The following is a 25,747-nucleotide window of genomic DNA, read 5'->3' on the forward strand; positions in this document are numbered from 1 at the left end:
AACCGATTTGTGCAACAAGGCCATTATTGTAGCTAATGTGAGTGCCAGATTCGCCCATGCTTACAGTGACATCTGATATTTTTATCGTTAGAGGGGTTCCTAAGAGAGATTGATGTTTTTCAATGTCCAAAAATGAATCAAACTCATATCTCTCGTGTTCGTAAAAATCGCCTACTCGTGCAGTTATTTCATGTTCATCGGCGTGGATTCTTAGAATGGCAACAAGATCGTCCGTTGTGATTGACGTATTGCCAACATCGATTGTTGGATCTCGTTCAACGACAATCTTTTTCAATTGTCAGTCCCCTCAAACATCCAACTCCTCCACGAACCGCGCATTCTCCTGAATATACTGGAACCGCAACTCGGGTTTCTTGCCCATCAGACGTTCCACAAGATCGCCGGTCTCGCCCGGCTCGTCCTCGTCAATGGTCACCCGGATCAGCTTGCGGCTGGCCGGATCCATGGTGGTTTCCTTGAGATCCTTGGCGTCCATCTCGCCCAGGCCCTTGAAGCGGGAAACGTCGATCTTGCCCTTGCCGCCCAGTCCCTTTTGCAGCAGCGCGTCCTTTTCCGCCTCGTCCGTGCAATAGATGCGGCGCGCGCCCTGGGTCAGGCGAAACAGCGGCGGGCAGGCCAGATAGAGGTGACCCGCGTCGATCATCGGGCGCATCTGGGTAAAGAAAAACGTCATCAAGAGCGCCGCGATATGGGCGCCGTCGACATCGGCGTCGGTCATGATGATAACCTTGTCATAGCGCAGATCATCGACGTTGAACTTGCTGCCCAGCCCGACCCCCAGCGCCTGGGTCAGGTCGTTGATCTCGGCGTTGCTGCCCAGTTTCGAACTGGCCGCGCCCAGCACGTTCAGGATCTTGCCGCGCAGGGGCAGCAGGGCCTGGGTCTTGCGGTTGCGGGCCATCTTGGCGGACCCTCCCGCTGAATCCCCTTCGACGATGAACAGTTCGGTGCCTTCGCGGGCGTTCTGCGAACAATCGGTCAGCTTGCCGGGCAGGCGCAGTTTCTTGGTGGCGGATTTGCGGGCGGTTTCCTTTTCCTGACGGCGGCGCAGGCGTTCCTCGGCGCGCAGCACCAGGAAATCGAGGATCGCCCCGGCGGATTTGGTGTCAGCGGCCAGCCAGTTGTCGAAATGGTCGCGCACCGCGTTTTCCACAAGGCGCTGTGCCTCGACCGTGGCCAGCCGGTCCTTGGTCTGGCCGACGAATTCCGGCTCGCGGATGAAACAGCTGACCAGCGCGCAGCCGCCGGTCACCAGATCGTCGCGGGTGATCTGGGCCGCCTTGCGGTTGCTGACCAGTTCGCCATAGGCCTTGATCCCCTTGAGGATCGCCGCCCAGAACCCGGCGACATGGGTGCCACCCTCGGGCGTGGGCACGGTATTGCAATAGGACTGGATGAACCCGTCGCGGCTGGGGGTCCAGTTGATCGCCCATTCGACCTTGCCCGGGGTGTTGAATTTCTCGCGAAAATCGACGGTGCCGGAAAACGGTTTCTCGGCATAGGTGCTGGCCGTGCCCAGGGTTTCGGTCAGATAATCCGACAACCCGCCGGGAAAGTGAAAGCTGGCCTGGGTCGGGGTCTCGCCGTCGTCGATGGCCGATTTCCAGCGGATCTCGACGCCGGAAAACAGATAGGCCTTGGAGCGGATCGATTTGAACAGGCGGGCGGGTTTGAACCGGTGGTGACCAAAGATCTGCTCGTCGGCGTGAAAGGTTACCGTGGTGCCACGCCGGTTGGGGGCCTGGCCGATCTTTTCGATCGGCCCCAGCGGCAACCCGCGCGAGAACCGCTGTTCATACAGCGTCTTGTCGCGGGCGACCTGCACCACCATCGAATCCGACAGCGCGTTGACCACCGAGGCGCCGACTCCGTGCAGCCCCCCCGAGGTTTCATAGGCCTTGCCCGAGAACTTGCCGCCCGCATGCAGGGTGCACAGGATGACTTCGAGTGCGGATTTGTCGGGGAATTTCGGGTGCGGATCGATGGGAATGCCGCGGCCATTATCGCGGATGGTGATGGCGTAGTCCTCGTGCAGTTCCACCTCGATCCGGTTGGCGTGCCCGGCCACCGCCTCGTCCATGGAATTGTCCAGGACTTCGGCCACAAGGTGGTGCAGCGCGCGTTCGTCGGTGCCGCCGATATACATGCCGGGGCGCTTGCGCACCGGTTCCAGCCCTTCCAGAACTTCGATCGAGGAAGCGTCGTAATCGGTGGGGGCTGCCCCGGTCAGGAGGTCTGTCATACCGCTGCTCTGTTGTTGTTTTGTCCCATTATGACAGTGCGTCCAACAATGGGAAAGGGCCAAGGTGGCCGGCAGGGGCGCGGGCGGTCACCGGGTTTTCATTCTGTTGCCACAAATGCCGGACAGGCTGCAGGCAAAGCCGAGGAATGCGTCATGACCCTTCCGCAGTTCATCTCCAGCAGGGCTGTTCACACGCTTGCGATTGCGGTGCTGGTGGACGGCGAAAACCTGACAGCCGGCCACTCCGCTGCCGTTCTGGCGCAGGCACGGAGCATGGGCGAGGTGCGTTTTCGGCGCGTCTATGGCAATGCTTGTGTCATTGGCGGCTGGACCGAACAGGCCGGCTTTGGAGTGGTGCATACGGCAAGCGGCAAGAACTCGGCCGATATCCGACTGGCCATCGACGCGGTCGATCTGGCGCTGACAAAACAGGTGCGCCGGTTTCTGATCGTCAGTTCGGATTCCGACTTTGCCCATGTCGTGGATTATCTGCGCGAGCAGGGGGCCTTTGTATGCGGCATGGGCGAACAATCGACCCCCCCACGGTTTCGCGCCGCATGTGACCAGTTTCACGGCCTCGAACCTGCGGCAAAGGTCGCATGCAAAAACAAGGCGGGCAGGAAATCGCTGCAGCAGTTATTGGTGGATCATCTGGCGGCCCAGCCTGGCAACAAGGGTGTGAGGATCGCCGACCTGAACCCGGTAATGCTCAGAGAACACGATATCCGCATCGGCCAGCTTCCTGAAAAGAACTGGCGGGCCTTTCTGACACGGCGCGCCGGGATATTTCTGTGCGACCCTAGGGGACCGGATGCCCGTGTCCGCCTGAGAAACCCGTCGAACACGTGATTGCGGTGCGGCTGCGCCCGTGGAGGGTACGGCGGCATCACATGGCAAGAAATTCCTTAACAGAAACAGTTTTTGACCCGGATCAAGGCGGCGGTGCGGGGGCGATGCTAGGCAGGGCGCAATCACCCAGCCCAGAAAGGATCTGCCTCTATGACCACCCCCCCTGCATCCAAGCCCGCGCCAGCCGCACGAGCCAACCCTGCTGCGGCACAGCCAGTTGCGCCCACCAAAACGGATGCGCCGCCTGCTGTCCCTGTGGATGGTCCATCTGCCGAACAAGCCGTGGTCAGCCCGGCCAGCGCGCCCAGCCCCGAACAGGTGCGCCGGGCTTTCGAAAGCGGCAAGTATCCCTATACACGCAAGCTGAGCCGACGCAGCTACGAGGCCGACAAGGCCCGGTTGCAGGCCGAGCTGCTGAAGGTGCAATTATGGGGGCAGGAGACCAATCAGAAATTCGTGCTGTTGTTCGAAGGGCGTGACGCGGCCGGCAAAGGGGGAACGATCAAGCGGTTCACCGAGCATCTGAACCCGCGGGCGGCCCGGGTGGTCGCGCTGAACAAGCCCACCGACGAGGAACGCGGTCAATGGTATTTCCAGCGTTATGTGACGCATCTTCCGACACAAGGTGAAATGGTGTTTTTTGACCGGTCCTGGTATAACCGGGCCGGTGTCGAGCGGGTCATGGGCTTTTGCGATCCCGCCGAATACCTGGAGTTCATGCGGCAGACCCCGGAACTTGAGCGCATGCTGGTCCGTTCCGGAATTCGCATGTACAAATACTGGTTCTCGGTCACGCAGCCGGAACAGAAGCGCCGGTTCGACAGTCGTGAAACCGATCCGCTCAAGCGTTGGAAGCTGAGCCCCATCGACAAGGCGTCCTTGTCCAAATGGGACGATTATACCGAAGCCAAAGAGGCAATGTTCTTTTACACCGATACCGCAGACGCGCCCTGGACGGTCATCAAGTCCAATGACAAGAAACGCGCCCGGCTGAACTGCATGCGGCACTTCCTGGCTTCGTTGGATTACCCCGACAAGGATATGGACATCGTCGGCTCGCCCGATCCGCTCATCGTTGGCCAGGCCCACCATGTGATCCACCGGTCGGATCACATTTTGGGTACGGCGTTGCACCCGAATACGCGCGCCAGATAAAGGGTCGATTGGCCGTTCGTTGGGGCGCCGCACATTGCGGCGCCCCGTTTTCTGTCCGCATGAACCTGGACCGGATGACGCTGGGCCGACGACACTGTACCAATGGGCCAGGGCCGATGATCTCGGGCTGATCGGTCTGGACCTTTGAACGCGCGCGCGGCGCGACAGTTGGCTTGCCTGTCTTGGGCGCAGATGCCGGGAAGCCAGCACCGGATGGCAGTCGGTACCCCCGAATTTTGCAAGACGATCAATTGCCTATGGCGGTGGCGCCGGGGCGAAAATTCTCGGGGCGCGCACTCCGGCCAGCATCAATAACGCCGCGGGTGTCGGATGCCGGGCCGAAAACCAGCTCGCGTGTCGCTGCTGCCTTTCATCGGGCAGGGGGCCGGCGCATTGGTTCGCGGCTGCGCTAGGCAGACTTGTCAGTCCCCTGTTGCGAGATGGTGGTCGGAACGTGCCGCGGGCAGGTCAGGTGGCAGCCGGGGGAATAGCACGAACTGGCGTTCTTTTCGATCCCGTCCGTTCTGGGGCTCTTGACGCTGCCGCTGACCACGTCTTCGACGATGCTGTTGGCCACCGGCTGCTCGAACTTGAAGCCGATGAAAAACTGGTTCCGCCAGACCGCCTTGGCCCGGATCCGGTTGCCACAGAAATACAGGTCGAGCCATTCTTCGGGCACCGCGTTCTTGGGGGCCTCGATCTTGGTGCCGCCGCAACCGATGTCCAGAATATAGGAAACCGTGCATTGGTCGTTGTAGGTGATCAGCACCGGGGTGTGACAAGAGCGACGTTCATAGCGCCGGCGGTCGGTCTTGAAGACGAAGTGATAGATCGACAACGAAGTCGATCCGGCGATAACAGCCAATGCGATCAGGATCGGCGCCGCAGACTCGTCATCCGGGTCGCCGAGTCGCTCGAGAAAGGATTTATCGCTGGCCTGGTCGGCGGCTCCCGAGCGTTCTTTTGATGCACCGGGCACGCCGGCTATCTCGTCCGGTTTGCGGCATTTCAGGTTCACTTCGATTGCGTCGATCCGGCTGAGTCCCTGCGACACGGCGCGGACCTTTCCAGGTTGTTCCTGATCAGGTTTCGCAGCGGCCGCCTGCACTCGTGCCGCCAGTCTCGCTGTAAATCCCCGCAAAAACGCGAGATCTGCTGCCTCAGGTGGCTTGTCGAAATTGCCGTTGCGAATATGAACTGCGATGTGATCGAGTCGGGATTTGGTCCTGGCATTTTGCTGGGCGGGCAGGCCTGCATCCAGATTTGCCGCAATTTCCTTTAGCGTGGTCAGGGTGTCACAGGCGCTGAAACTCTCGGCCTGGACCTGTGTGGCTAACGATAACGATGCCAATAAGCTGAGAATGCAACGAACAAGGCGCATGAATTTTCCCCGATAACTTTGATTGTGCCGTTTTCGACTATGCGATAATGGCGAAACTGGTCTTTAGTTTTGAAGCGAGCGCCGACCAAAGTAGAAAAGTGTATGGTGTCGGACAAAGGCCCGCTCTGCGCGCCGAAGTGACAGAATGGCGCAATGGTTGTCGCGGGTTTTGTCGCGTTCAAGTATGGTGCTGTGCTGCAGCATTATGCGGGCCGGGTTGTCGGGTTCCGCCTGTGATGTCGAATTGGAATAATTGCTAACAATCAGAGTGTTATATGATTTTTCCATATCTTGCCCGTAGATCCCAGAAACGTTTTTTACCAGTGCGGTCTGGGCATGCCGCCCGATGCAAGTCAGATATTGTCAATTTGGAATCGAATATTGCGCGCAGGTCTTAAATTTGCGTTTCCGCGCAAAGGACAGCAAAGCCCGAATTGGAGAAAAGCCGGAATTGAGCAGGGTTGCCCAAAATTTGGTCGTTTTGCTGGAGTACTCGGCGCTTTTCGCGCCGGCGCGCCCGACCAAACCGGCCTGCCATTCACAGTCGCGACAGTTTCTTTCGGGCCAAGTCCGGAGCCGTAAAGGCGGTTCATCCGGGTCGAGGTCGTACCTGGCCGCTGGACGCCCGCTGCGGCCTTGCGGGGAAAGGTTTTTCTGCCTAGTGCTGGGGGGATGAGCCTGCCGATGTCATATTCCGCTCATCTCAGAGCTATCCTGATTCTGGGGTTGCCCCTGATCGGCGGACATCTGGCGCAATTTGCGATCACCCTGACCGATACGGTGATGCTGGGCTGGTACGGGGTCGCCGAACTGGCGGCGGTGACGCTGGCCGGCAGCTATTTCTTTGTTCTTTTCATTCTGGGAGCCGGTTTTGCGCTGGCGGTCATGCCGATGGTCGCGGCGGCGGACGGATCCGGCGACGAGACCAGCGTGCGGCGGATCACGCGCATGGGCCTGTGGCTGTCGCTGGCCTATGCGCTGGCGGCCATGCCTCTGATGATCTGGGCCGGACCGATCCTGCAGATGCTGGGGCAGACCGAGGAGGTGTCGGCCCTGGGCGCGCGTTATTTGCAACTGGCGGGCTGGGGGTTGTTTCCGGCCCTGGTGGTGATGGTGCTGAAATCCTATCTGGCGGCCCTGGAGCGCACCCAGATCGTGCTGTGGATCACCATTGCCGCGGCGCTCAGCAATGCCCTGGCCAATTACGTGCTGATCTTTGGCAACTGGGGGGCGCCGCAGCTGGGCATTACCGGAGCGGCGATCGCCTCGATTCTGACCCAGTTGATTTCCTTGGCGGCGGTGGTGACCTATTCGGTTCTGGCGCTGCCGCAGCACAGTATGTTTCAGCGTCTCTGGCGGCCCGATTGGGAGATGATGGGGCGGGTTTTCCGGCTGGGCGTGCCGATCGGGCTGACCACGGTCAGCGAGGTCAGCCTGTTCTCGGCCTCAGCCCTGATGATGGGGTGGCTGGGTACTTTGCCATTGGCGGCGCATGGCATCGTGGTGTCGGTGGCCTCGTGCACATTCATGGTGCATCTGGGGCTCAGCAACGTGGCCACCATTCGCGCCGGCAATGCCTATGGCCGGCAGGACCGGGGGCATATGGTCCGCGGAGCCAAGGCGGTCACCGCCCTGTCACTGGGATTTGCGCTGCTGTCCATCCTGCTGTTCCTGGCGCTGCCGGAACCGATTCTGTCGCTGTTCATGGAGGCCGATAACCCGCAGCGTCAGGACATCCTGGGGATCGGTGTCGGTCTGCTGGCCATCGCGGCGCTGTTTCAACTGGTGGACGGCGCGCAGGCAATCGCGCTGGGACTGCTGCGCGGCGTGCAGGACACAAAGGTGCCGATGATGGTGGCCGCCCTGTCCTATTGGGGGGTGGGCATTCCCAGCTCGTATATTCTGGGTTTCGTTCTCGAAATGCGGGGGGCCGGTGTCTGGCTGGGGCTGGTCTTTGGTTTGGCCTGTGCCGGGCTGTTTCTGATGGCACGCTTTTGGCGCCAGGCCATCGGCCGGATCGGTCAAGCCGCATAAGGCAGTCGACGGCTGCCGCATTGCGGGTGGCGAGTCATAAGCCCCAGCATCCGGTCCGGCGGTGCAGGGACCACCCCCCCTTGCCGCCGACGAGGTCACGCCTGAATGGCGTCTTATATCGATAACTTGACCGCCATACCGGGGACAGTGCCGCAAACTCAGGCAAGCGATTGGTGGTTTTCCCCCGATGGTGTAGTTTTCGCGCGAAGTGTGTTGCGTTTTTTAAGTTTATCGATAACAAAAAAGAAACGGGGAGCGTAAATCAGGAAAATATCGATAAAATGAATGTCAAAAATATCCGCTGGACCCGCGACGCCGCACAGGCCGTGCATGATCTGCCCGTGATGGATTTGCTCTATCGTGCACAGACGGTGCATCGCGAAAACTTTGATCCCAACCGGATTCAGACCTCCAGGCTGTTGTCCATCAAGACCGGCGGCTGCGCCGAAGACTGTGCCTATTGTTCGCAATCGGCCCGCAACGGGTCGGATCTGCCTGCCACCAAACTGATCGAGGTTCAGCGCGTTCTGACCGAGGCGCGCAAGGCCCGCGATGGCGGTGCCACCCGGTTTTGCATGGGGGCGGCCTGGCGCGAACCCAAAGCCCGGGACATGGATGCGCTGGTGGCCATGGTCCAGGGCGTCAAGGCGCTGGGCATGGAAAGCTGCATGACCCTGGGCATGCTGGATGACGGTCAGGTCGTTCAGCTGCGCGATGCCGGGCTGGACTATTACAACCACAATATCGATACGTCCGAGCGATATTATTCCAAGGTCATCACCACCCGCCGCTTTGCCGACCGGATCGACACGATGAACCGCGTCCAGGCGGCCGGAATCAAGGTCTGCTCGGGCGGTATCCTTGGCATGGGAGAGGCGGTCGGCGACCGGGTCGACATGCTGGTGACGCTGGCCAACATGGCGCCGCCACCGGACTCGGTGCCGATCAACATGCTGATGCCGCAGGCGAACACACCGCTGGCGGATGCCCGGCCGATTGACCCCATCGCCTTTGTGCGGACAATCGCCACCGCCCGTATCCTGATGCCGCGCTCCTATGTTCGCTTGTCCGCCGGGCGCAGCGAGATGAGCGATGAAATGCAGGCCATGTGCTTTCTGGCCGGCGCAAATTCGATCTTTGTCGGCGAAACCCTTCTGACGGCGGAAAACCCGGAGGAAGATCGTGATGCGGTTCTGCTGGCCAAGCTTGGTCTTGAGGCCGAACGTCCAGAGGAGCAGACCCTCGCGGACGCCGCGGAATGAACGCGGTCGACCGTCTGGGCGCCCTGCTGGATACGCTGGACAGCCGGCACCGCCGTCGGGTGCTGTCGCCCCGGCAAGGGTTGGATTTCGCGTCCAACGACTATCTGGGCCTGGCCGGTTCACAACTGTTGGGGCAGGCGGCGCAGCAGGCGCTGGACCGTGGCGTGCCTCTGGGTTCGGGCGGGTCGCGCCTGTTGCGGGGCAACCATCCGGAACACGAGGCGCTGGAACAGAAGGCGGCGGCGTTTTTCGGGGCCGAGGCCGCTTTGTTCATGGGGGGCGGGTTTCAGGCCAACCAGGCGATCTTTTCGGCTCTGCCGGCGGCAGAGGATCTGGTGCTGCACGATGTGCTGGTACATGCCAGCGCGCATGAGGGCATGCGGGCAGGCCGGGCTCAGACGCATGCGTTCCGCCACAACGACCCGGGTGACGCCCGGCGCGCCGCTGCAACGTGGCGCGCGGCCGGCGGTTCAGGTCAAATCTGGATCGCGGTGGAAAGCGTCTATTCGATGCAGGGGGATTTCGCACCGCTTCAGGAACTGTCCGCGTTGGCCCGCGAATGGGATGCCGTGCTGGTCGTGGACGAAGCCCATGCCACCGGCGTTTACGGACCCCGGGGCAGGGGGCGGGCGCACGGGCTGGATGCGGAACTGGTGACGCTGCACACCTGCGGCAAGGGGCTGGGCGTGTCCGGTGGCCTGATCTGCGGGCCACAGGTGATGATCGAAACCCTGATCAACCGCGCGCGCCCCTTTGTCTATGCGACAGCCCCGGCGCCGTTCACGGCAGCCCTGGCAAGCGCGGCGCTTGATTTGCTGCAATCCAACCGGAACCTGGCGCAGGCCGCGCGCCAGCGTATTCGCCATGCCCATGACGCCGCGCGGCACCATGGCATCGCGCAAAAGGCGCTGTGCAGCCAGATCATTCCGGTCATTCTGGGCGATGACGTCCGCACGATGGCGACGGCTGCCGCGCTTCAGGCTGAGGGGTTCGATGTGCGGGGCATTCGCCCGCCGACCGTCCCGCGCGGCACGTCGCGGCTGCGGGTATCGATCACCGGAAATGTCGACAATTCCGAAATCACGGCCCTGTTCCAGACCCTCGCCGATCTGCAGAGCGCTGCCGCATGAACGCGCTGATCGTCACGGGCACCGACACCGGTGTCGGCAAAACCGTCTTTGCGGCTGGTCTGACGGCTGCGCTGGGTGCCAGCTATTGGAAACCGGTGCAGTCCGGTCTGGCAGAGACCACGGACGGCGAAACGGTGCGGAACCTGACCGGGCCCCCGGTACTGCCCGAAGCCTATCGCCTGGCCATGCCGGCCTCGCCGCATCTGTCTGCCGAAGATATGGGGGTCGAGATCGATCTGGCCCGTCTGACGCTGCCGTCGGTCAGGGGGCCGCTGGTCGTCGAAGGCGCCGGCGGGGTCATGGTGCCGCTGAACCGCCGGTCCTTCTTTCTTGATCTTTTTGTCCGGTGGCGGGCGCCTGTCATACTGGTTGCCCGCACCGCACTGGGAACGATCAACCATACTGCCCTTTCGCTGAGCGCGCTGCGCGGCGCAGGCTGCGCCGTTGCCGGCGTAGTATTTGTCGGGGATCGTGCCCCGGACGTTGAGCAGTCGGTTGCCGAAATGTGTCAGGTGCGGCACCTTGGGCGGCTGCCGCAGATCGAGCCGCTGACGGGGCCAGCCCTGACCGCGGCCTTTGACGCGATCGATGTCCGGACAATCCGGAGTTTCCTGTGACCCCGCTGGAGTTTGACGCCCGCCACCTGTGGCATCCCTATACCAACGTGCTGGATCCCGGCGCGATGCATCTGATCAGCGAAACCACGGGGGTCTGGCTGATCCGCGATGACGGCACCCGGATGATCGACGCCATGTCGTCCTGGTGGTGCACGGTGCACGGGCACCGTCACCCGGCCATCATCGCGGCGATGCAGGCGCAACTGGCGCAGATGCCGCACGTGATGTTCGGCGGCCTGACCCACGAACCGGCCATCGCTCTGGGCCGCAGGCTGATCGGTTTTCTGCCGACCGGTCTGGACCGGATTTTCTTCAGTGACAGCGGCTCGGTTGCGATCGAGGTCGCGCTGAAAATGGCGGTGCAGTACCAGATCGCCATGGGGCGCGCCGAACGGACAGAATTCGCGACGATCCGGGGCGGATATCATGGCGATACATGGAAGGCGATGAGCGTCTGCGATCCCGTCAACGGCATGCATGGTCTGTTTCGCGGCGCCCTCTCGATCCAGCATTTCCTGCCGCGCCCGCCGATCCCGTTTGGCGGGGACTGGACCGAGGATGCGGCCGACAACGGGCTGGGCGCTCTGGAACGGCTGCTTGCAGCCAAGGGCGCGCGGATCGCGGCGGTGATTCTGGAACCCGTGGTGCAGGGGGCGGGGGGCATGTATTTCTATCATCCGGCCTGGCTGCGGGGGGCGCGCGCGCTGTGCGACGCGCATGGCGTGCTGTTGATCCTGGACGAGATCGCTACCGGCTTTGGGCGCACGGGCGAGATGTTCGCGATGGATCATGCGGGTGTCGAGCCGGACATCCTGTGCCTGGGCAAGGCTCTGACCGGCGGCCATATCACGCTGGCCGCGACCATCGCGACCGAGCCGGTGGCACGGGGGATTGGCGAGAGCGAGGCCGGGGTTCTCATGCACGGGCCAACCTATATGGCCAATCCTCTGGCCTGCGCCGCCGGCGTGGCCAGCCTGGATCAACTGGCCCGAGGCGACTGGCGCAACGCGGTCGCCCGGATTGCCGACCAGCTTTGGCAGCAACTCGGCCCGGCGCGCCGACTGCCCGGCGTTGCCGATGTCCGGGTGCTGGGCGCAATCGGCGTGATCGAAATGAAGGACCGGGTTGATCCGGCCATCGCCCATCGGCGGGCACCGGAAACCGGCGTCTGGCTGCGCCCTTTTGGGCGCAACATCTACTGCATGCCGCCTTATATCATCTGCCCCGATGAACTGAGCCGCGTGACAGCGGCCATGACCGACCTGGCGGGGGGCGCCCGATGAACCGCCACTGGTTGCACCGCACCGGCCGGTCGGACCTGATCCTGGTCTTTGGCGGCTGGGCGCTTGGCGCCGGTCCGTTCCGTGGACTGACAGGTGTCTGCGATGTCCTGCTGGTGGACGACTATACATCGCTGGACGACCCACTGCCGGAACTGGCGCAGTACGACCGGGTCGATCTGCTGAGCTTTTCCTTTGGCGTGGCTTCGGCTGCCCATTGGCTGGAAAGGGTGGGGGTTCGGCCCAACCGGCTGGTCGCCGTCAGCGGTACGCTTTTTCCGGCCGATACAGAACATGGTATCGCGCCGGACACCGTCCGGGCCACTGCCGAACATCTTTGTGCAGACAGCTTTGCAAGGTTTTGCCGCCGGGCCGGTCAGCGCGGGCCGATACCTGCGATCGATATCGGCGCGGCGCGGGCGGAACTATACGCTGTGATCGATCGTGGACCCGCCCCGGAAACCACCTTTGACCGCGTCTGGATCCCCGACCGCGACCGGATCGTTCCCACCCACGCGCAAATAGCGGCCTGGCGCCGGCGGCCGGATGCCGTCAGGTGTATTCCGGGCGGGCATGTGCCGTTTCGGCCCGGACAACGCTGGGCGGAGTGGCTCGCATGAGCGCGGCGCTGACCGACCGGGTGCAACGCAGTTTTAGCCGCAGCTTTCGGTCCTATCACGATGAGGCCGGCCAGCAGGCCCGGATCGCCGAACGGCTGGTCAGCGACCTGCAAGGCTGCGGCGCGCCGCGCCGCTTTGCCAATGCGCTGGAACTGGGTTGCGGCACCGGCCACCTGACGCGCCGGCTGTGCCGGGACTTTGGCTTTGGGACGTTGCATCTCAACGATCTGGCCCCCGAAGCCCGCTTGACCGCACGCGCGGCGGGGGCTGCCTTTCTTTTGGGCGATGCAACGGATATTGACTGGCCCGAACCGCTTGGCCTGGTGGCCTCGGCTTCGATGATCCAGTGGTTGCATGACCCGTCGCTGTTGCTAAGCAAGGCGGCGGCGGCGCTCGCTCCGGGGGGATGGCTGGCGGTTTCCGGTTTCGGGCCACTGCAATACCGCGAACTGGCGCGGATCGGGTCCTCTGCCAAAGCGCCGGGCCTGTGCCGCTCCGAGGATTTGGCGGCGGCTGTCGATCGGCAAATGGAAGTCGTCCTGGCCGCAGAAAAGGTCCAGCAGGTGCATTTTGCGACCCCGCGCCAGGTGCTGGAACATCTGCGGAAAACCGGTGTGAACGGCCGCGCGGGAAAGCCGTGGACCAAGTCCACTCTGGCGCGGTTCACGAACCGGTATGTCCGGCATTTCGGGACGGCCGCGGGCGTACCGTTGACGTATCACCCGGTGTGGATCATCGCGCGCAAACCGGGTTGATCCGGACTTGGTCGCAGCGCCGCGGCGTACTCAGGGCAGGCGGGCCAGATGGCGCTGCATGACCGCGCGGGCACGGTCGGGATCCCGGTCCTTGATCGCCGCCAGGATGGCCGCATGGTCCGGATCATTGCGCCGCTTCCACCGGGCCGTGTGGCGCTTGTTGAAGTGCCAGGCATAGAGCAGTTGCAGATTGCCGATCTCGGCCACAAGGCGCGGCATGGGGCAACCGGAAATGATGGCCGTGTGAAAGCGCCGGTTCGCGTCTTCCCATGCCTCCGAGGTTTCAGCGGCATTGCAGGCGTCATGCGCCTGTTCGATTTGCGCGATCTGTTCCTCCGTCAGATTGGGAACGGACCGCTGCAACGCCACCGGCTCCAGCGCGCAACGCATCACCTTCAACTCTTCGATGGCGCTTTTGTCCATTGGCGCAACGCACATTCCCCGGCGTGGCAGGCTGACCGCCAATCCCTGCGACGACAATCGCAGCAATGCTTCACGGACCGTGACCTGGCTGACCCCGAACTCGCGGGCAATCAGATCCTGGCGAAGCTTTTCGCCCGGCAGAATGTCACCGCGTAGGATCTTGGTCGAGAGATTCTGCGCGATGTGTTCCGACTTTTTCGGCGGCGGTTCTGACACCCGGCCTCCCTCAGCCCAGCGGGCGTTATTGTGCATAACAAGTCAATTATCGTGCCGCGTTCCGTTGAGCAACATCGCATCCAAATGCCGCGCGGCTCTCAAGACCCGTGACCCGCTCCCCTTTGTCGGACCACCTGGCTGGAGATTTTCCGGGGGTTTGAACTCGGGGCGGCCTGCCCAGACCCGAGCCGTTTATCAGCGAGATCGGAGGTTCTTTCCCGATTGCGCTGATAAGGCTGGCGTCCATGCCGCCATACTTGGCGCGCCACTTGTAAACCGTGGCGCTGCTCATGCCGTGCTCCCGGCACAGCTCGGACACCGGCACGCCGCCCTCCATCTGCCGCAGGATAGCCATGATCTGGGCTTTAGTGAAAGGTGTCTTCTTCATCGGAATCTCCTCGTTCATCCTGCCGAGAAAATTCGACTTCCGCATCCCCCCTTAAGATCGGGGGGGATTACCCCAGGACCGCGCGACCTACGACCTGCCGCCCGGCGATCTGGCCGAGAGCCGCACCATGAAGGGTGGCGGAGCGGCGGGCGTCGCGATGGTCGGCGCTGCCGGTGTCGAGGTTGCGCAGCAGGTACTTACCGAGACGCAGCCCGCGATCCTGCCGCTGGTGCCGTATCTGAACACGCTGCGCTGGGTGTGCATCGCGGTCGCCCTCGGCGGTATCGCCGTCAATCCGTGGGCGAGAGGCGCGCTTCGCTACGGTGCCATCGCGCCGGCCTTCCGACGATGCTACGAAACCGCTCTGCCCGTCCCAAGCCAGCTTTCTTTGGCAAGGCCCAACAGAGCCTGAGACGAACTTCACCCCCGGCCACAACTGTTTCGGTAGCCGGGGCGTGGTGTTCAGACCATGATGAAGCCATCGGAATCACTGTCGATATTGACCGTGAAGCTGTCTTCGACATAGTCCATGTCGTCATCGGTTGCCCGCACCGTGTAGTCGATGCTGAAGTCTGGGATGGCGACCTGCTCATAGAGCGACACCTCCTTGATCCGGACGCCGGTCTTCGGTCCATCGAAGTTGATGAACACGAAGACGTCGTCGAAATCTTCGCCCGCGGCGAGCGGGTCTGTCTCGACATCGAACGCTTCGCCCGTAAGGAAGTCCACCAGAAGATCCGAGTTGCCCTTCGGAAGGGGCTCGTCGAGATACGCGACACCCGCGACCTGAATGCCGTCGTCATAGGCGACGAACCGGATATCGAATGTATTGGCCGGCCCCGTGGCGCCCTCGAACAACAGCTGGATGCCGCTGATGTCTTGCGAAAATGATATCTTCAGCTGTTCGCCCGGATCCATCTGGTTGTCCTTCAGACCGATCCCCGGCGTGCTGATATTGACATCGTCATCCGCACCGCCGTCGGGAAGGGGCGGCGGCGGCTGATTGCCGGCGGCATATTCGACCAGGGGATCTCCGTTGAAGTTGTTGGACAGGAAGCCGTCGAAGGTGACGATTGTTCCGGACGGTGCCGGCACCACCTCGGTCTCGCTGGGCCCGCCGGCATCGACTGAAGAGATGCCCAGATCGGTCAGCACGACCGGTGCGTCCTGAAGCACTTCGAATGTGTAGCCGCCCGGTTCGCTTCCATCGAGCGTGATCTGGAACAGGTCGCCGTTACCCGCGGTCGAATAGGTGATGACCGTATCGCCAGCCGAGAGCGTTTCGGAAAAGGCGCCGAGCACCGTATCATCGGGCAGTTGTTCGGTGTAGCCAACAAATGTGAACGACCCGGCACCGTCGTTGCCATAATCGAGGAAGCCCGTATCGCTGGCGGTATCTCCGTCAGTGAAGTCCACGGTTCCGTCGGCAATGGCGGGCGAAATCGCCGGGCCGTCATCGCGGAAGCTGAACGAGGTCGAGATATCCACCGCCAGGTCGTCAGTGTCGCCGTCGCCATCCTCGGCGGTGCCGGTCAGCGCGACCTTGCCCGCCGCCATGGCGATGACATCGTCGGGATCGGTGTCGTCGGGATGCACCACCGACCGGCTCTGGTCGAGCGTGACCACGCCCAGGGCGCTGACGCTGATGCGCAGAACCTCGTCGCCGTCGCCGTTGCGGCCGACCACGTCACCACCTTCCTCCGACAGCGTCACCGCCTGGCCGGTGAGCGTGTCGGTGAGTCCGCTGCTGGCGTCGGTCACGCTCAGCGCATAGGTCACAGGATCGCTCGCCGCCGCACCGTCGGCGCCGTAATCGGGGTTGAAGACGCCGGCAAAGCTGGCGCTGGCATCCGTGCTGAAATCGGTCTCATCCACCTCCAGCGACGGGGCCGCCGCGCCCGCGGTCATCGCCGGGCCGTCATCCTCGAAACTTCCTACAAGCGCCTGCGCGGTGAATGTGGCATCGTCGCCTTCCGCGTCCTCGGCATGCAATACGCCGGTGAAGTCGACGACGATCTCGTCATCGTCCGGCTGGTTGGGTAGTCCCTGAGGGTGATCCATGGCGTTGACCAGGTCGATCGTCGCGGTGCCGTCTTCGGCTACGGTCACGGTGTAGATGGTGGTTCCTCCGGCGGCGGCAGTCAGCACGTCGTCGCCCGCGGGGTTCACGTCGATCGCGACCGAATGGGTGATCGCGACACCACCCGAGGTCAGTCCGATTGCATCGAGCGCGGCCAGCGCGGCCGCATCATTCTTGAGGCCGAAACTAAGCGGCAGATCCTGCCCCGGATTCACGACATTGTTCAGATCGGTCGACAGGCTGGTGACCTCGGTCTCGCCATCATTGTCGGGCCGTCCATCCGTCAGGGTCAGACCACCGATCGAGAGCGCGTCCTCGAACAGTTCGAGCGGTGCGTTCGCGGCATCCTGGGCCGGGGCATCGTCGACGAAGTCCATCTGGAACGGGTCGGTGTCGCCAACGATGTTGCCCACCTCGATCGCCCCGATATCGAAGGTCTTGTTGGCGAGGCTTCCCGGTCCGCCCGAATCGTTGGTGATCTCGATCCGGTTCATGTCGGTCGTCGAGAATACCCGGATCGAGTAATCCTCGATCACGTTCTCGACATTCGCGGTCATGCCGTCGATCGTGATATTGACGGCCGTGTCGCCACTGTTGTCGAAACCGTCGACGGCATCCCAGAAGGCGACGACGACATCGCTGGAATTGAGCACTTCGACACGCTCGAAGGAGACCTGCGTCTCGTTGGTCCCGTCTTCCACGGAATTGTGGAAGAACTCGGCATCGCTCGTCCCGCCCTGTGCAGCGGTATCCACAAAGAATGCGTCCACATTCACATCGACCCGGTTGCCGGCGTTGCCACCGGTCTGCACGAGGCCGAATTTGAACTGGTTCACGCCTGTCACGTATTGGCCGAAGGTGATCGCATCGGCATCGTGGGTGAGCGTGGCGGTCAGCGCGGCGCCGGTAATCGTACCGGTCACCAGATCCAGACGCAACTGGTCCCCGACTTTGACCGACTGCTTGTTGGTGCCAAGGCCGATGGTGCTGCTGTTGACGCTGCTGTTGTCGCCCTGATCGTCGGGATCGACGGCATTGTCGCTGTCGATTTCATAAGGCGTGCTGGTCGCGAGCAGCTGGATACCGCCTGCGCTGTCTCCGAATGCCAGCCAGTCGTTCGCGCCCGAGGGGGCGTCGCTGAAGTCGTCGAACACCTGGCTCGACGTAACCGAGATATTCGCGATCAGCGGCGAGATGTCGTTGGGATCCATGTCATTGGTCTGTTCCATCGCAAGGAAATTCATCAGGAACACATCCGAAGATGTCGACGAGGTCGAATCGATGATGGCGATGAAGGCGATGTTTCCGGAAGCCGTTGTGCCGACGAGGATGTTGTCATTGGCGGGATCCGTGGTCAGCGATACCGTTTCGTAGGTGCCGCTGTCGGGATCAAGCGCCTTGAGCGTGCTGGCGGTGCCGGAGTAAGTAACGCCAGCGGCATCCGTCCAGGAAAGATTATTGAAACCGTCGGGTGTGCTGATAGCCGAGGCCAGGAGCGACAGGTTGTCCGGATCGCCGAGCGCCTCGCCGCCGGTCAGGTAGGTGTTGTCGAGATAGGTATAGAGACCGCCCGAGAGCTCGGTCGAGAGGTTGGCGACCGGGATTTCATCGGTGCCGGCCTGTACGCCAGAGGTTTCGTCGATATTGATCGGACCGGAAATGACGAGTGCGTCTTCAGACATAATATTCTCCTCCCCGGAGTTTTTTGTGGTCGAAATGGAGGTCGCGGCTCGCCATTGCCCATCAATCAAGGATCGGCCGGCAACCTCATGTTTTTGCATAATCTCTTCGACTCCGGTCACTGGATCGGAGGACCGAGAATACGGGATTTCTTGAACTGGCTAATCCGACTCCGAGAGCCGTCCAACAGTTGTGAAACGGGCGATGCCGAAGTTACTAAAACGCGTCACATCGCCCGTTTAAATAACATAATTCGCATATTTTTTCCACAAGTCTCGTGCAAGCGCGCAGGCCGACGCCCGTCGCTTGCACCAAGCCGAACGGGTGTTCTGCCTGTCAGTTTGCTGCTAAGAGCTTGAAACTCCAGCGCGACGAGAACCCGGCGGAAGTCCGGAAACACGTGCGGTATGACCCCGGAAATCGTCGCCGCGCAGAACTGACCAATGCGTCGCATGTGAGCTATCTGGACAAAGCTCGACAATATTGATATCGGCCAACCGAATCACTTCGGGGAAGTTTCCTGCGGCGCGACCGAATGTGCGGTCCACGGCCCGCGGCTGACGGTCATGCAAACAGGAAATCCGTCTGGCCAAGGTCAGCCATGGCGGTTCCGACCAGCAGAATACTGTCGCTACCGTGGGTCAGCAGTGCGCCGCCGGCATTGTCCTCGATTGTGAGGTCAGCATAGGAGATGCCGAGCCCCGTCAGATCGATGCGGTCGGCACCCTGTTCGAAATCCGTGACCACATCCCCCCCCCAGCTGCGGTCGAATTTGAAGACGTCGGCGCCGTCGCCCCCAGTCAGGGTGTTGTCGGCACCGTTGCCGATCAAGACATCGTCGAATGCCGACCCCTTGGCATCCTCGATAACCGTGCCATGGGCGAGTCCAGCATTGTTCGTGCCCGTCGGGTCGATCGAACTGAACCCGCCTTCTCTCAGGTCGATCACAACCGAGTAGGTCGCGCCCGAAGCATCGATCACGTCGTGGCCGCCGCCGTCCCAGACGGTCCGGATCTTGCCTTCGAACATCGTGTGATCGAATACCGTGTCGCCGGCTTCATGCGCCGTGTTGGCACCGTAAAGGTATTGAAGCGCGGCGATGTCATAGAGCATGTAGCTTGACACATCGCCATCCATGCTCGGATGACCATAGGCGGTCATCACCGTGTGCTGACGCGTGGTGCTCGCGAACTCCAGATCAGGATGCGAAAGGCCGAGCGCATGACCGATCTCGTGGATCAGCGTCTTGAAGGCTTGCGTGCCCGGATCGTAGGACATTCCCTTGATCGAGCTGTCCAGCCAGACATCCGCAGCTTGACTGTTGGCCGAGGTCTTGGTCGGGAAATAGGCGAAAGCGCGCCCCCCCACATCGGCGGTCCCGAAAACCATCTGCGCATCATTACCATCCCCTTCGACAAACGTGAGTCCGGTGAAATCGGACACGCTCGTCAAAATATTTCGGGTTGCCTCTTTCTGGGCATCGGTAAACTCCGAAAATCCATCATAGGCGGAACTTCCAGCCTCGTAGTAGTCCGGTGTCGCAGTGGCGAACGAGAAGGTCACGAAGCTGGAACTGCCAAGGGTGCCGGGGAGGTTCAAACGATTGACATCCTCATCCACGAGGATGGCCTCGACATAGCTTGGAGGCGGCGGGTTGGGGGCACCGTCATCCGGGTCACCGGAGCCGGTGTCGCCTGTCGTCTCGGCACCGGTAATTTCAATCGTCACGGTCGCTGTGCTCTGCCGCCCGCCCGCATCGGTGATGACGTAGCTGAATTCATCATAGGCAACTTCGCCCGGCGCGAGCCAGTCGAACTGGCCGTTGGGATCATAATGGAACACGCCCGCGCCCTCGAGCGAGAGCAGTCCGAGGGCTCCAGAGCTATCGAAGCTCGTGATGGCGAATGCGTCAAGGTCAGGATCGTAATCGTTCTGCAGAACGTCGCGCGTATGAAGCAAGGAATCCGACAAGACGCTGAAGCCGGATCCAAAATCATCATTGGCAACCGGGGCTTTGTTACGTCCCTTGCCGCCGCCTTCCCCGCCGCCGTCCTGGTTTTTGCCCTTGCCGCTACCCTTGTCGTAATCACCAAGATTCAGCAGGTCCTCATCTAGCCACCACTCGGCAAGTCCGGGCGAAAACGCCGATACGCCCGTTCCACGGGCAAGTTCCGGAACCGCCAACTGCAAACGAACTTCGCCATACCAACCGAAATCGTCCGGTACTGGGGTTTCGGTGCCGGTCCATGGCGTAAACGAATCCGTACCTAGAGCAAGAGCCTTGTCATTCACGTCGCTGTCCTTTCGCATCTCAGGTCGAACCAGCCTTGGCGCAGGTCGTGGAACGCATCCGGCAGGATTCGACCAAGGCGCGAACGGAAGTCTGTCGGTACCTGATGAAGATTTGATTTAAATGAGAGATGCGACCCGTGCGGTCGCGGCTGGTCGCCGCCGGCGCGACCGCAATTTCTCGCCACACGTCTCGCGGACGTCTGACCGGAAGTCATGCCCCGAGAAACGAGGCGATGCCCGAGCGTTTTCTGTAGTGATCGTCAAGCCTGTATACCATTTTTTGCGCTCTTCGGCGCATCTCGCGTGGGCTATCACCGGCAATGGGGACGCGCAACGCACAGGGATGCCGCACCGCACGTCAAGCGGCGAAACTTCGCCGCCTCGAGCTACGCGACCTTGATGACTATCCGTCAACAGAGTTTTCTGGACGTGTCGCGGTTTGATGCCGCTCCTTTGATAGCATTTATTGCAACAAGGCCGTTCAGTACGGTAACAAAAAGTGGGGAGTCGACACAGCGTACCAAGAGCTGATCGCAAACTGGGATGATCCAGCCATTCATCTGGCCTATCAGGGCCTAATCTTGATCTACGACGACTTGGAGGACGCGATCCCCAAGTCCACGACTATACAAGAAAACTGCGTGTTCGAGACACGATCGAAGGATGGCGTGAGACGCGCCCGCATCGAAGCGACCGATGCTCACAACTTCGAAGCGGAGCGACACTCACCGTCGAGTGAGTTTGCAAAGGCCTGCCTTGGTAAAGCTGTTGGCGAGAAGTTCACGATCAGCACTCAATTTGAGAGCATGGAATTTGAAGTCTTGTGGATTAAGCCGCGAGCACTTGACCTGCTCCACAAGTCAATGGAGGAGTTCAACAAGAGGTTCCCGATGAATTCGGGAATGCAACGCATGACGTTTGACTTTGAGGCTGAGAACCCCCTCGAAGACATGGGACGTGTGACCAAAGCCGCGCACGAACGCGACCAGTCCGTTTTGGACAAGTACGCTGCGAATGCCTTGCCTTTCTGCTTTGTTGCCAACGCGCTAGGCAAGGACGTGATCGACGGTTGGGCCGGTCTTCCGGGAGTGGGCATCCAGCCCCGAGTATGTATTGGTAGCCGCGACGAGCGCGACAATGCACTCAAAGAAATCCAAGCTAGAACCAAGAATGGTTGTGTGCTCGACCCGATTACCGCTGCTTTGATCTCGGACTTTCACCTTTGGGGTACGATCTCCAGGGTTTGCGGCCAAGTGCACGTCACCCAGTCGACGCTGGAGGTTTTCGCAAAGCGTGAAATCGAGGCGAAGAATAACATAGACCGGCAAACCGGGATGACCTCATGGCAGAACGGACGCCTAACCTTCATTGAGATTTCACCACAGCAGAACAGAGCTGCATATGAGGAAAAGAAACGTCAACGAGAAGACGTTCTTGCTCACTGCAAGATAGCTACCGCCGTGCCGCAGGTTGACCTAACCGGCCAGAATCTCGAGATTTCTGAGATGTTTGGCGCGTCGGCACGGGATAGCATCTTGGCGGCCGAGGGGAATGAGTTGCTGCTCCTTTCGGAGGATCAAGGGCTAAGGCAGTGGGCCATTGCGGCGCTTGAAATTGGGGCGAGTTGGCTGCAACCAGTCTTGCTTCTAGCAAAGGACAGGGGGCTGATCTCGATTGAGGACTACACCAAGTTCATTGTTGATTGCCTGAACCGCGATTTCACGTACGTGTCAATGGACTCTCAAACCTTGCTAACACAGGCAAAAACAGAAGGGTTCAGCGGTCGTGGCACTGTCAAGCGGATGCTGGAGGTGGTTGGCGGGAAGAACGCTGATTTTGAAACCAACCTTGGCGTCGCTGCCACGTTCCTCGACCTTGTGTTCCACGAGACCAAGCAGGAGCATCTGCGAGACCGTTACGCAAGTATGGTCTTGGAGGCATTCTGTGCTCCGCGTCAGGACAAGGCTATCGAAGTGATAAAGGCACTTACTGCGCAGGTTTCCCTTCGCGTATTCAATTTGATTGAGCACGCATTCTGGTGGCTTGTCGGTCGAACCGTAGGTACGCCGAACTTCCGACAACAAGTTGAAGAAGCGAAGAAATCTCAGCTTGTTCGTCCTGTTGCTATTCCTCCTGCCATACGCGCTCGGGCAACAGAAAGGGTCAGGCTCCTAGGCTCATGCTTCCCGAACTGAAGTGTAGGATTGCTTCGCTGACCTGGTCGAAAACCGAAAGCGCCGATCCGAGCAGTGTTTGCTGTACTTATTCTGTACTCGAAAAGAAAAAGGACTTAGCGGGCGAGCGCTAAGTCCTTGAAATCTTTGGCTCCGGCGGTAGGGATCGAACCTACGACCAATTGATTAACAGGCACCGCGGGATGCGCCTGTGCTCAAGCGGTTAGCGGAGGGTTCCGGGTTGCTTTGACCGCTATGTGACCGGCCTGAAATCGTCAAACAATGCCATTCTGTCCGCGTTCCCGCCCATCGTTTAAACGGTCATGCAGCCTTGGGAGCGAAAGCGATGCCCTTGATTCCCTTGCCAACTTGCCTGCCAGGTGAGAAGGTTAGCCTATGAGGAACACGAACGTACCAAGCAACAATCCTGAGTATAGGAAGCGCAAGCGGGTTCAGAAGGAGTTCAAGGCGCTGCTTGAGGCCGAGGGTCACGGTGTGCTTTTCAGTTCAGCGACGAGCGCGGTGCCTGAAAAGACGAGGGCAAAGCAGGACCTCAAGCGAACCAAGTTGATCCTCGATGCCATCAAGTATGGCCTTCAGGTTCCGCAGAGTATGCGCGACGAGGTCAACAAACCGCCCGACGAGAACCCGAAGGTGCCGGTCGAGGACGACGACGGTAAGGCGCCGTTCGGGCAGGACGACGACGATGGTTCGGAAGGAATCCCGGTTTAACCTCGATTGTCGCGGTGCTCGTCGTCGATGCCCCTGCGATCACCCAGGCAGCACCGCGAGAGACGCGCAGAGCGCGGCGCTAAGGCGGTGTTCTGCGTTGCGCCCCTGGGCATGTAGGGCACGCACGATAACCGAGTTATACGCCCAAGCCACGCGCTCTGGGATCGACACTGCCGTGGACCGTCTTTCGCCAGAAGGACCGGGCTGTGACAAGTTAGACCAAGCAGGCCCAGCGACCCCCGAAAAATCGCGCGCTGATGGGCGTCTTCATGTTTTGGGCATCCGCGTCATGCCCGCGAAGGCGAACCCCGCCTTAGACGCGCGCTGCCGGGCACGTGACGGTTGGAGTCGCAATTGCGCGCCGTCGTCGCCATAATGCCCAAATGGACAAGCTCGATACCAAGTCGGTCGCGGAATTACTTGCGCTCCACACCGCCGCTCTGGAGGAGCTGCGGCAGCGGGATATTTTGCGATCCGCAAACAACCCTACTGGCGACCTTGCCGAATACTATTTCTGTAGAGCATTCGGCTGGGTGCAAGAAAACAACTCGAAAAAGGCCTTTGACGCCATTGATGGCGCAGGGGTGCGGTACCAGATCAAAGGGCGACGTGTTCATCGCCGAAATAAGTCCCGGCAGTTGTCAGCAATCCGCGACCTTCAAGGATTCGACCTTCTGGCCGCAGTGCTGTTCGACGATGATTTCCGCATCATGCGCGCAGCGTTGATACCCGCTGCCGTCGTAAGTGCGAACTCGACCTATATCGAGCATACGAACAGCCATAAGTTTCTTTTGCGTGATGCGATTTGGAGTTTTCCATATGTCGAAGACGCAACCGACCGTCTTCGTGAAGTTGAAGGTCGATGAATTGGTCGGGAGCGCAACATGAGATGGGTTGATCCAAGGAATGGCGAAGTAATCAATATTCGACAGCGACCCGCTGCGTTCTCATTCTTTCCGACGTACCAAGGCGCTACGCGAGAAGGCATTCATTCAACCTTGTTCTCCACGGAACCTTGGAACATCATTCAGCACAGTCTAGAGAAACTGGCGGATGCTGCTGCTCGCAGACAGGCAATTGCGTTTCTTGCCCAAAGCCGCGACTTCTTCACAGCAGCCCAAAATTCAGATGTTAGTGCCGCGAAGCCACTGCTCCTTTACTATTCGTTTTTGAACCTCGCGAAGGCCCTTGTTGTTCAGCGCGGGGGAAACGCTTTAGGCATGGTGCGGCACGGCTTGTCTGAACAGTTGCCGGTTACTGCTGGGGCGATCCATGGCCATGTTTCAATCGACATACTCCGGAACCCGAATGTAAGTGCGTTCCTCATGTTTGCGAACGCCCTTGGTGCTGCGCTCCCAACGCCCACTGCACCGAGCACCAGTTTTCGAATGCGTTCGCAGGACTTTCTGAGCCAAGTGTTGATCGGGCACCGGATCTATTGCCAAGCTGACAGTATCAAGGAGCGGTTCATTAGTTTGGATCGGATCGAATACATGCAAGACCCTGCAACCCATGAAACGTGGGTTCGAGTTCGCGCTTTCGCAGATGATTTTACCCGTCTTGGATATGGATTAACTGACCTATCAAAGAATCTTGGAGCGAACGGGACGTGGCGAAATGTTAATTGTACTGAGGCTATCGACGGTAGGCGGATCATTGAAGCGGAAACCATCGCTACAACTCAATATGGGCATCGACCATCGCAAGTGTTGTCTCAGCTAAGTAACGATGTAAGACCCAGGCTTTGGCGAAGCGTGACAGCCTACCCGCCATATCGAAAGTACTACATCTATATACCGACTGCGGCGCAGACTCTAATGAACCAACTCTTAACTATCTATCTCGCCACTTTCTATTTTGGCTCAATAACTCGATACAAGCCGGAGCAATTTGACTTGATCCTAAAGAGCCCAATCGGGCCTTTTGTGTTCGAATTCTTTTCCAATCAACCTTCTCAGTTCCTTTACTTGATGGCATCCGAATTTATGGAACAGGAGGTGGCGAGAGCCGCGATCACTTGATCCAACGTCTCGCCTAGCATTTCTGCCGTTGCGCCCCATCTGTCTATTTGCACGCAGCCACGAGGGCGTCCGCGCGGGTGGTATCCGCGTCATGCGCCGGGATGCGCTTCACGCCCTTGGGCAGCAGGAGGTAGTATTTGCCGCCCTTGCGCTCGACGCCCGTAAGCGTCCGGTCTGACCGCTATTTCCAGGGGAGCAGGTCGTTGACGCGGGTGATCTTGTAGTCCGGGATGCCGGCGATGGTATCGGCGAGCCAGGTTTGGGGATCGACACTGTTGAGCTTGGCAGTCTCGATCAAGGTGTAGGCGACAGCCGCGGCGCGGCCGCCGGCGGGCGATCCGACGAATAGGTAGTTCTTGCGACCGAGCGCGATGGCCCTCATGGCGCGTTCGGCT

Annotated in this window: 20 protein-coding genes and 2 pseudogenes; 14 read left to right on the top strand and 8 right to left on the bottom strand. The window is 60.5% G+C overall.

Annotated elements, in window-relative coordinates:
• Positions 1-295: hypothetical protein (locus tag ACFMPD_RS16205; RefSeq protein WP_380996666.1), on the bottom strand; the 295-nt coding region annotated here is incomplete at its 3' end.
• 12 nt (positions 296-307) lie between these two features.
• On the bottom strand, positions 308-2,263 hold the full coding sequence (parE, locus tag ACFMPD_RS16210) for a DNA topoisomerase IV subunit B (protein WP_380996669.1): 1,956 nt from the start codon (positions 2,261-2,263) through the stop codon (positions 308-310).
• Between the two features lie 153 nt (positions 2,264-2,416).
• Here parE and ACFMPD_RS16215 point away from each other — a divergent pair, with 153 nt between their 5' ends.
• Positions 2,417-3,112, top strand: a complete 696-nt coding sequence (locus ACFMPD_RS16215) for an NYN domain-containing protein (protein ID WP_380996671.1) — start codon at positions 2,417-2,419, stop codon at positions 3,110-3,112.
• A gap of 150 nt (positions 3,113-3,262) precedes the next feature.
• The gene (ppk2, locus tag ACFMPD_RS16220; protein ID WP_380996673.1) at positions 3,263-4,267 is read left to right on the top strand and encodes a polyphosphate kinase 2; all 1,005 of its coding nucleotides are present in this window, start codon (positions 3,263-3,265) and stop codon (positions 4,265-4,267) included.
• A 409-nt stretch (positions 4,268-4,676) separates the two neighbouring features.
• Here the strand turns inward: ppk2 and ACFMPD_RS16225 are convergent, their stop codons facing one another.
• Positions 4,677-5,648, bottom strand: coding sequence for a hypothetical protein (locus ACFMPD_RS16225; protein WP_380996676.1), 972 nt, complete (start codon positions 5,646-5,648; stop codon positions 4,677-4,679).
• 684 nt (positions 5,649-6,332) lie between these two features.
• Between ACFMPD_RS16225 and ACFMPD_RS16230 the strand changes: the two genes are divergently transcribed.
• The 7 genes from ACFMPD_RS16230 to ACFMPD_RS16260 all read left to right on the top strand — a co-directional run bounded on the left by ACFMPD_RS16230 (position 6,333) and on the right by ACFMPD_RS16260 (position 13,346).
• Complete coding sequence (locus ACFMPD_RS16230) at positions 6,333-7,682, top strand: MATE family efflux transporter (protein WP_380996679.1); 1,350 nt, start codon at positions 6,333-6,335, stop codon at positions 7,680-7,682.
• 281 nt (positions 7,683-7,963) lie between these two features.
• On the top strand, positions 7,964-8,944 hold the full coding sequence (gene bioB, locus ACFMPD_RS16235; protein WP_380996682.1) for a biotin synthase BioB: 981 nt from the start codon (positions 7,964-7,966) through the stop codon (positions 8,942-8,944).
• Complete coding sequence (locus ACFMPD_RS16240) at positions 8,941-10,074, top strand: 8-amino-7-oxononanoate synthase (protein ID WP_380996684.1); 1,134 nt, start codon at positions 8,941-8,943, stop codon at positions 10,072-10,074. Before bioB ends, ACFMPD_RS16240 begins: the two co-directional genes overlap by 4 nt.
• Positions 10,071-10,691: a dethiobiotin synthase gene (bioD, locus tag ACFMPD_RS16245; protein WP_380996687.1), complete on the top strand. Its 621-nt coding sequence runs from the start codon at positions 10,071-10,073 to the stop codon at positions 10,689-10,691. The genes ACFMPD_RS16240 and bioD overlap by 4 nt, the downstream gene beginning before the upstream one ends.
• A complete protein-coding gene (gene bioA / locus ACFMPD_RS16250; RefSeq protein ID WP_380996690.1) occupies positions 10,688-11,974 on the top strand; it encodes an adenosylmethionine--8-amino-7-oxononanoate transaminase in 1,287 nt (428 codons plus the stop codon). Before bioD ends, bioA begins: the two co-directional genes overlap by 4 nt.
• Entirely contained in the window at positions 11,971-12,591 is a 621-nt protein-coding gene (locus tag ACFMPD_RS16255) for a pimeloyl-ACP methyl esterase BioG family protein (RefSeq protein ID WP_380996693.1), read from the top strand. The genes bioA and ACFMPD_RS16255 overlap by 4 nt, the downstream gene beginning before the upstream one ends.
• A complete protein-coding gene (locus ACFMPD_RS16260) occupies positions 12,588-13,346 on the top strand; it encodes a methyltransferase domain-containing protein (RefSeq protein ID WP_380996696.1) in 759 nt (252 codons plus the stop codon). The genes ACFMPD_RS16255 and ACFMPD_RS16260 overlap by 4 nt, the downstream gene beginning before the upstream one ends.
• Before the next feature lie 30 nt (positions 13,347-13,376).
• Here ACFMPD_RS16260 and ACFMPD_RS16265 read toward each other — a convergent pair whose 3' ends face one another.
• Entirely contained in the window at positions 13,377-13,985 is a 609-nt protein-coding gene (locus tag ACFMPD_RS16265) for a GntR family transcriptional regulator (protein WP_380996699.1), read from the bottom strand.
• A gap of 226 nt (positions 13,986-14,211) precedes the next feature.
• Positions 14,212-14,373 (bottom strand): annotated as a pseudogene (locus tag ACFMPD_RS16270) (transposase); the annotation flags it as partial.
• 109 nt (positions 14,374-14,482) lie between these two features.
• On the opposite strand from ACFMPD_RS16270, the pseudogene ACFMPD_RS16275 reads away from it, so the two are divergent.
• A pseudogene (locus ACFMPD_RS16275) lies at positions 14,483-14,680 on the top strand (YcbK family protein); the annotation flags it as partial.
• A 155-nt stretch (positions 14,681-14,835) separates the two neighbouring features.
• Here the strand turns inward: ACFMPD_RS16275 and ACFMPD_RS16280 are convergent.
• Positions 14,836-18,135 (bottom strand): DUF5801 repeats-in-toxin domain-containing protein, encoded by a 3,300-nt coding sequence (locus ACFMPD_RS16280; RefSeq protein WP_380996702.1) that lies wholly within the window; start codon positions 18,133-18,135, stop codon positions 14,836-14,838.
• A gap of 562 nt (positions 18,136-18,697) precedes the next feature.
• Positions 18,698-20,425, bottom strand: a complete 1,728-nt coding sequence (locus ACFMPD_RS16285) for a M10 family metallopeptidase C-terminal domain-containing protein (protein WP_380996705.1) — start codon at positions 20,423-20,425, stop codon at positions 18,698-18,700.
• A gap of 581 nt (positions 20,426-21,006) precedes the next feature.
• Here ACFMPD_RS16285 and ACFMPD_RS16290 point away from each other — a divergent pair.
• The 4 genes from ACFMPD_RS16290 (at position 21,007) to ACFMPD_RS16305 (ending at position 25,352) form a co-directional block, all read left to right on the top strand.
• Positions 21,007-22,620, top strand: a complete 1,614-nt coding sequence (locus tag ACFMPD_RS16290) for a PIN domain-containing protein (protein ID WP_380996708.1) — start codon at positions 21,007-21,009, stop codon at positions 22,618-22,620.
• Positions 22,621-22,995: 375 nt separating this feature from the next.
• Positions 22,996-23,331 carry a hypothetical protein gene (locus ACFMPD_RS16295; RefSeq protein ID WP_380996711.1) on the top strand — a complete coding sequence of 112 codons (336 nt, stop codon included), beginning with the start codon at positions 22,996-22,998 and terminating at the stop codon, positions 23,329-23,331.
• Positions 23,332-23,714: 383 nt separating this feature from the next.
• Positions 23,715-24,197: a hypothetical protein gene (locus ACFMPD_RS16300; RefSeq protein ID WP_380996714.1), complete on the top strand. Its 483-nt coding sequence runs from the start codon at positions 23,715-23,717 to the stop codon at positions 24,195-24,197.
• Between the two features lie 18 nt (positions 24,198-24,215).
• Complete coding sequence (locus ACFMPD_RS16305; protein ID WP_380996717.1) at positions 24,216-25,352, top strand: YaaC family protein; 1,137 nt, start codon at positions 24,216-24,218, stop codon at positions 25,350-25,352.
• A gap of 181 nt (positions 25,353-25,533) precedes the next feature.
• Here the strand turns inward: ACFMPD_RS16305 and ACFMPD_RS16310 are convergent.
• Positions 25,534-25,747 (bottom strand): transposase domain-containing protein (locus ACFMPD_RS16310; RefSeq protein ID WP_380996720.1); only part of this gene is annotated, 214 nt, incomplete at its 5' end.

It is taken from the genome of Sedimentitalea sediminis, assembly GCF_042687825.1.
Lineage (GTDB): Bacteria > Pseudomonadota > Alphaproteobacteria > Rhodobacterales > Rhodobacteraceae > Sedimentitalea.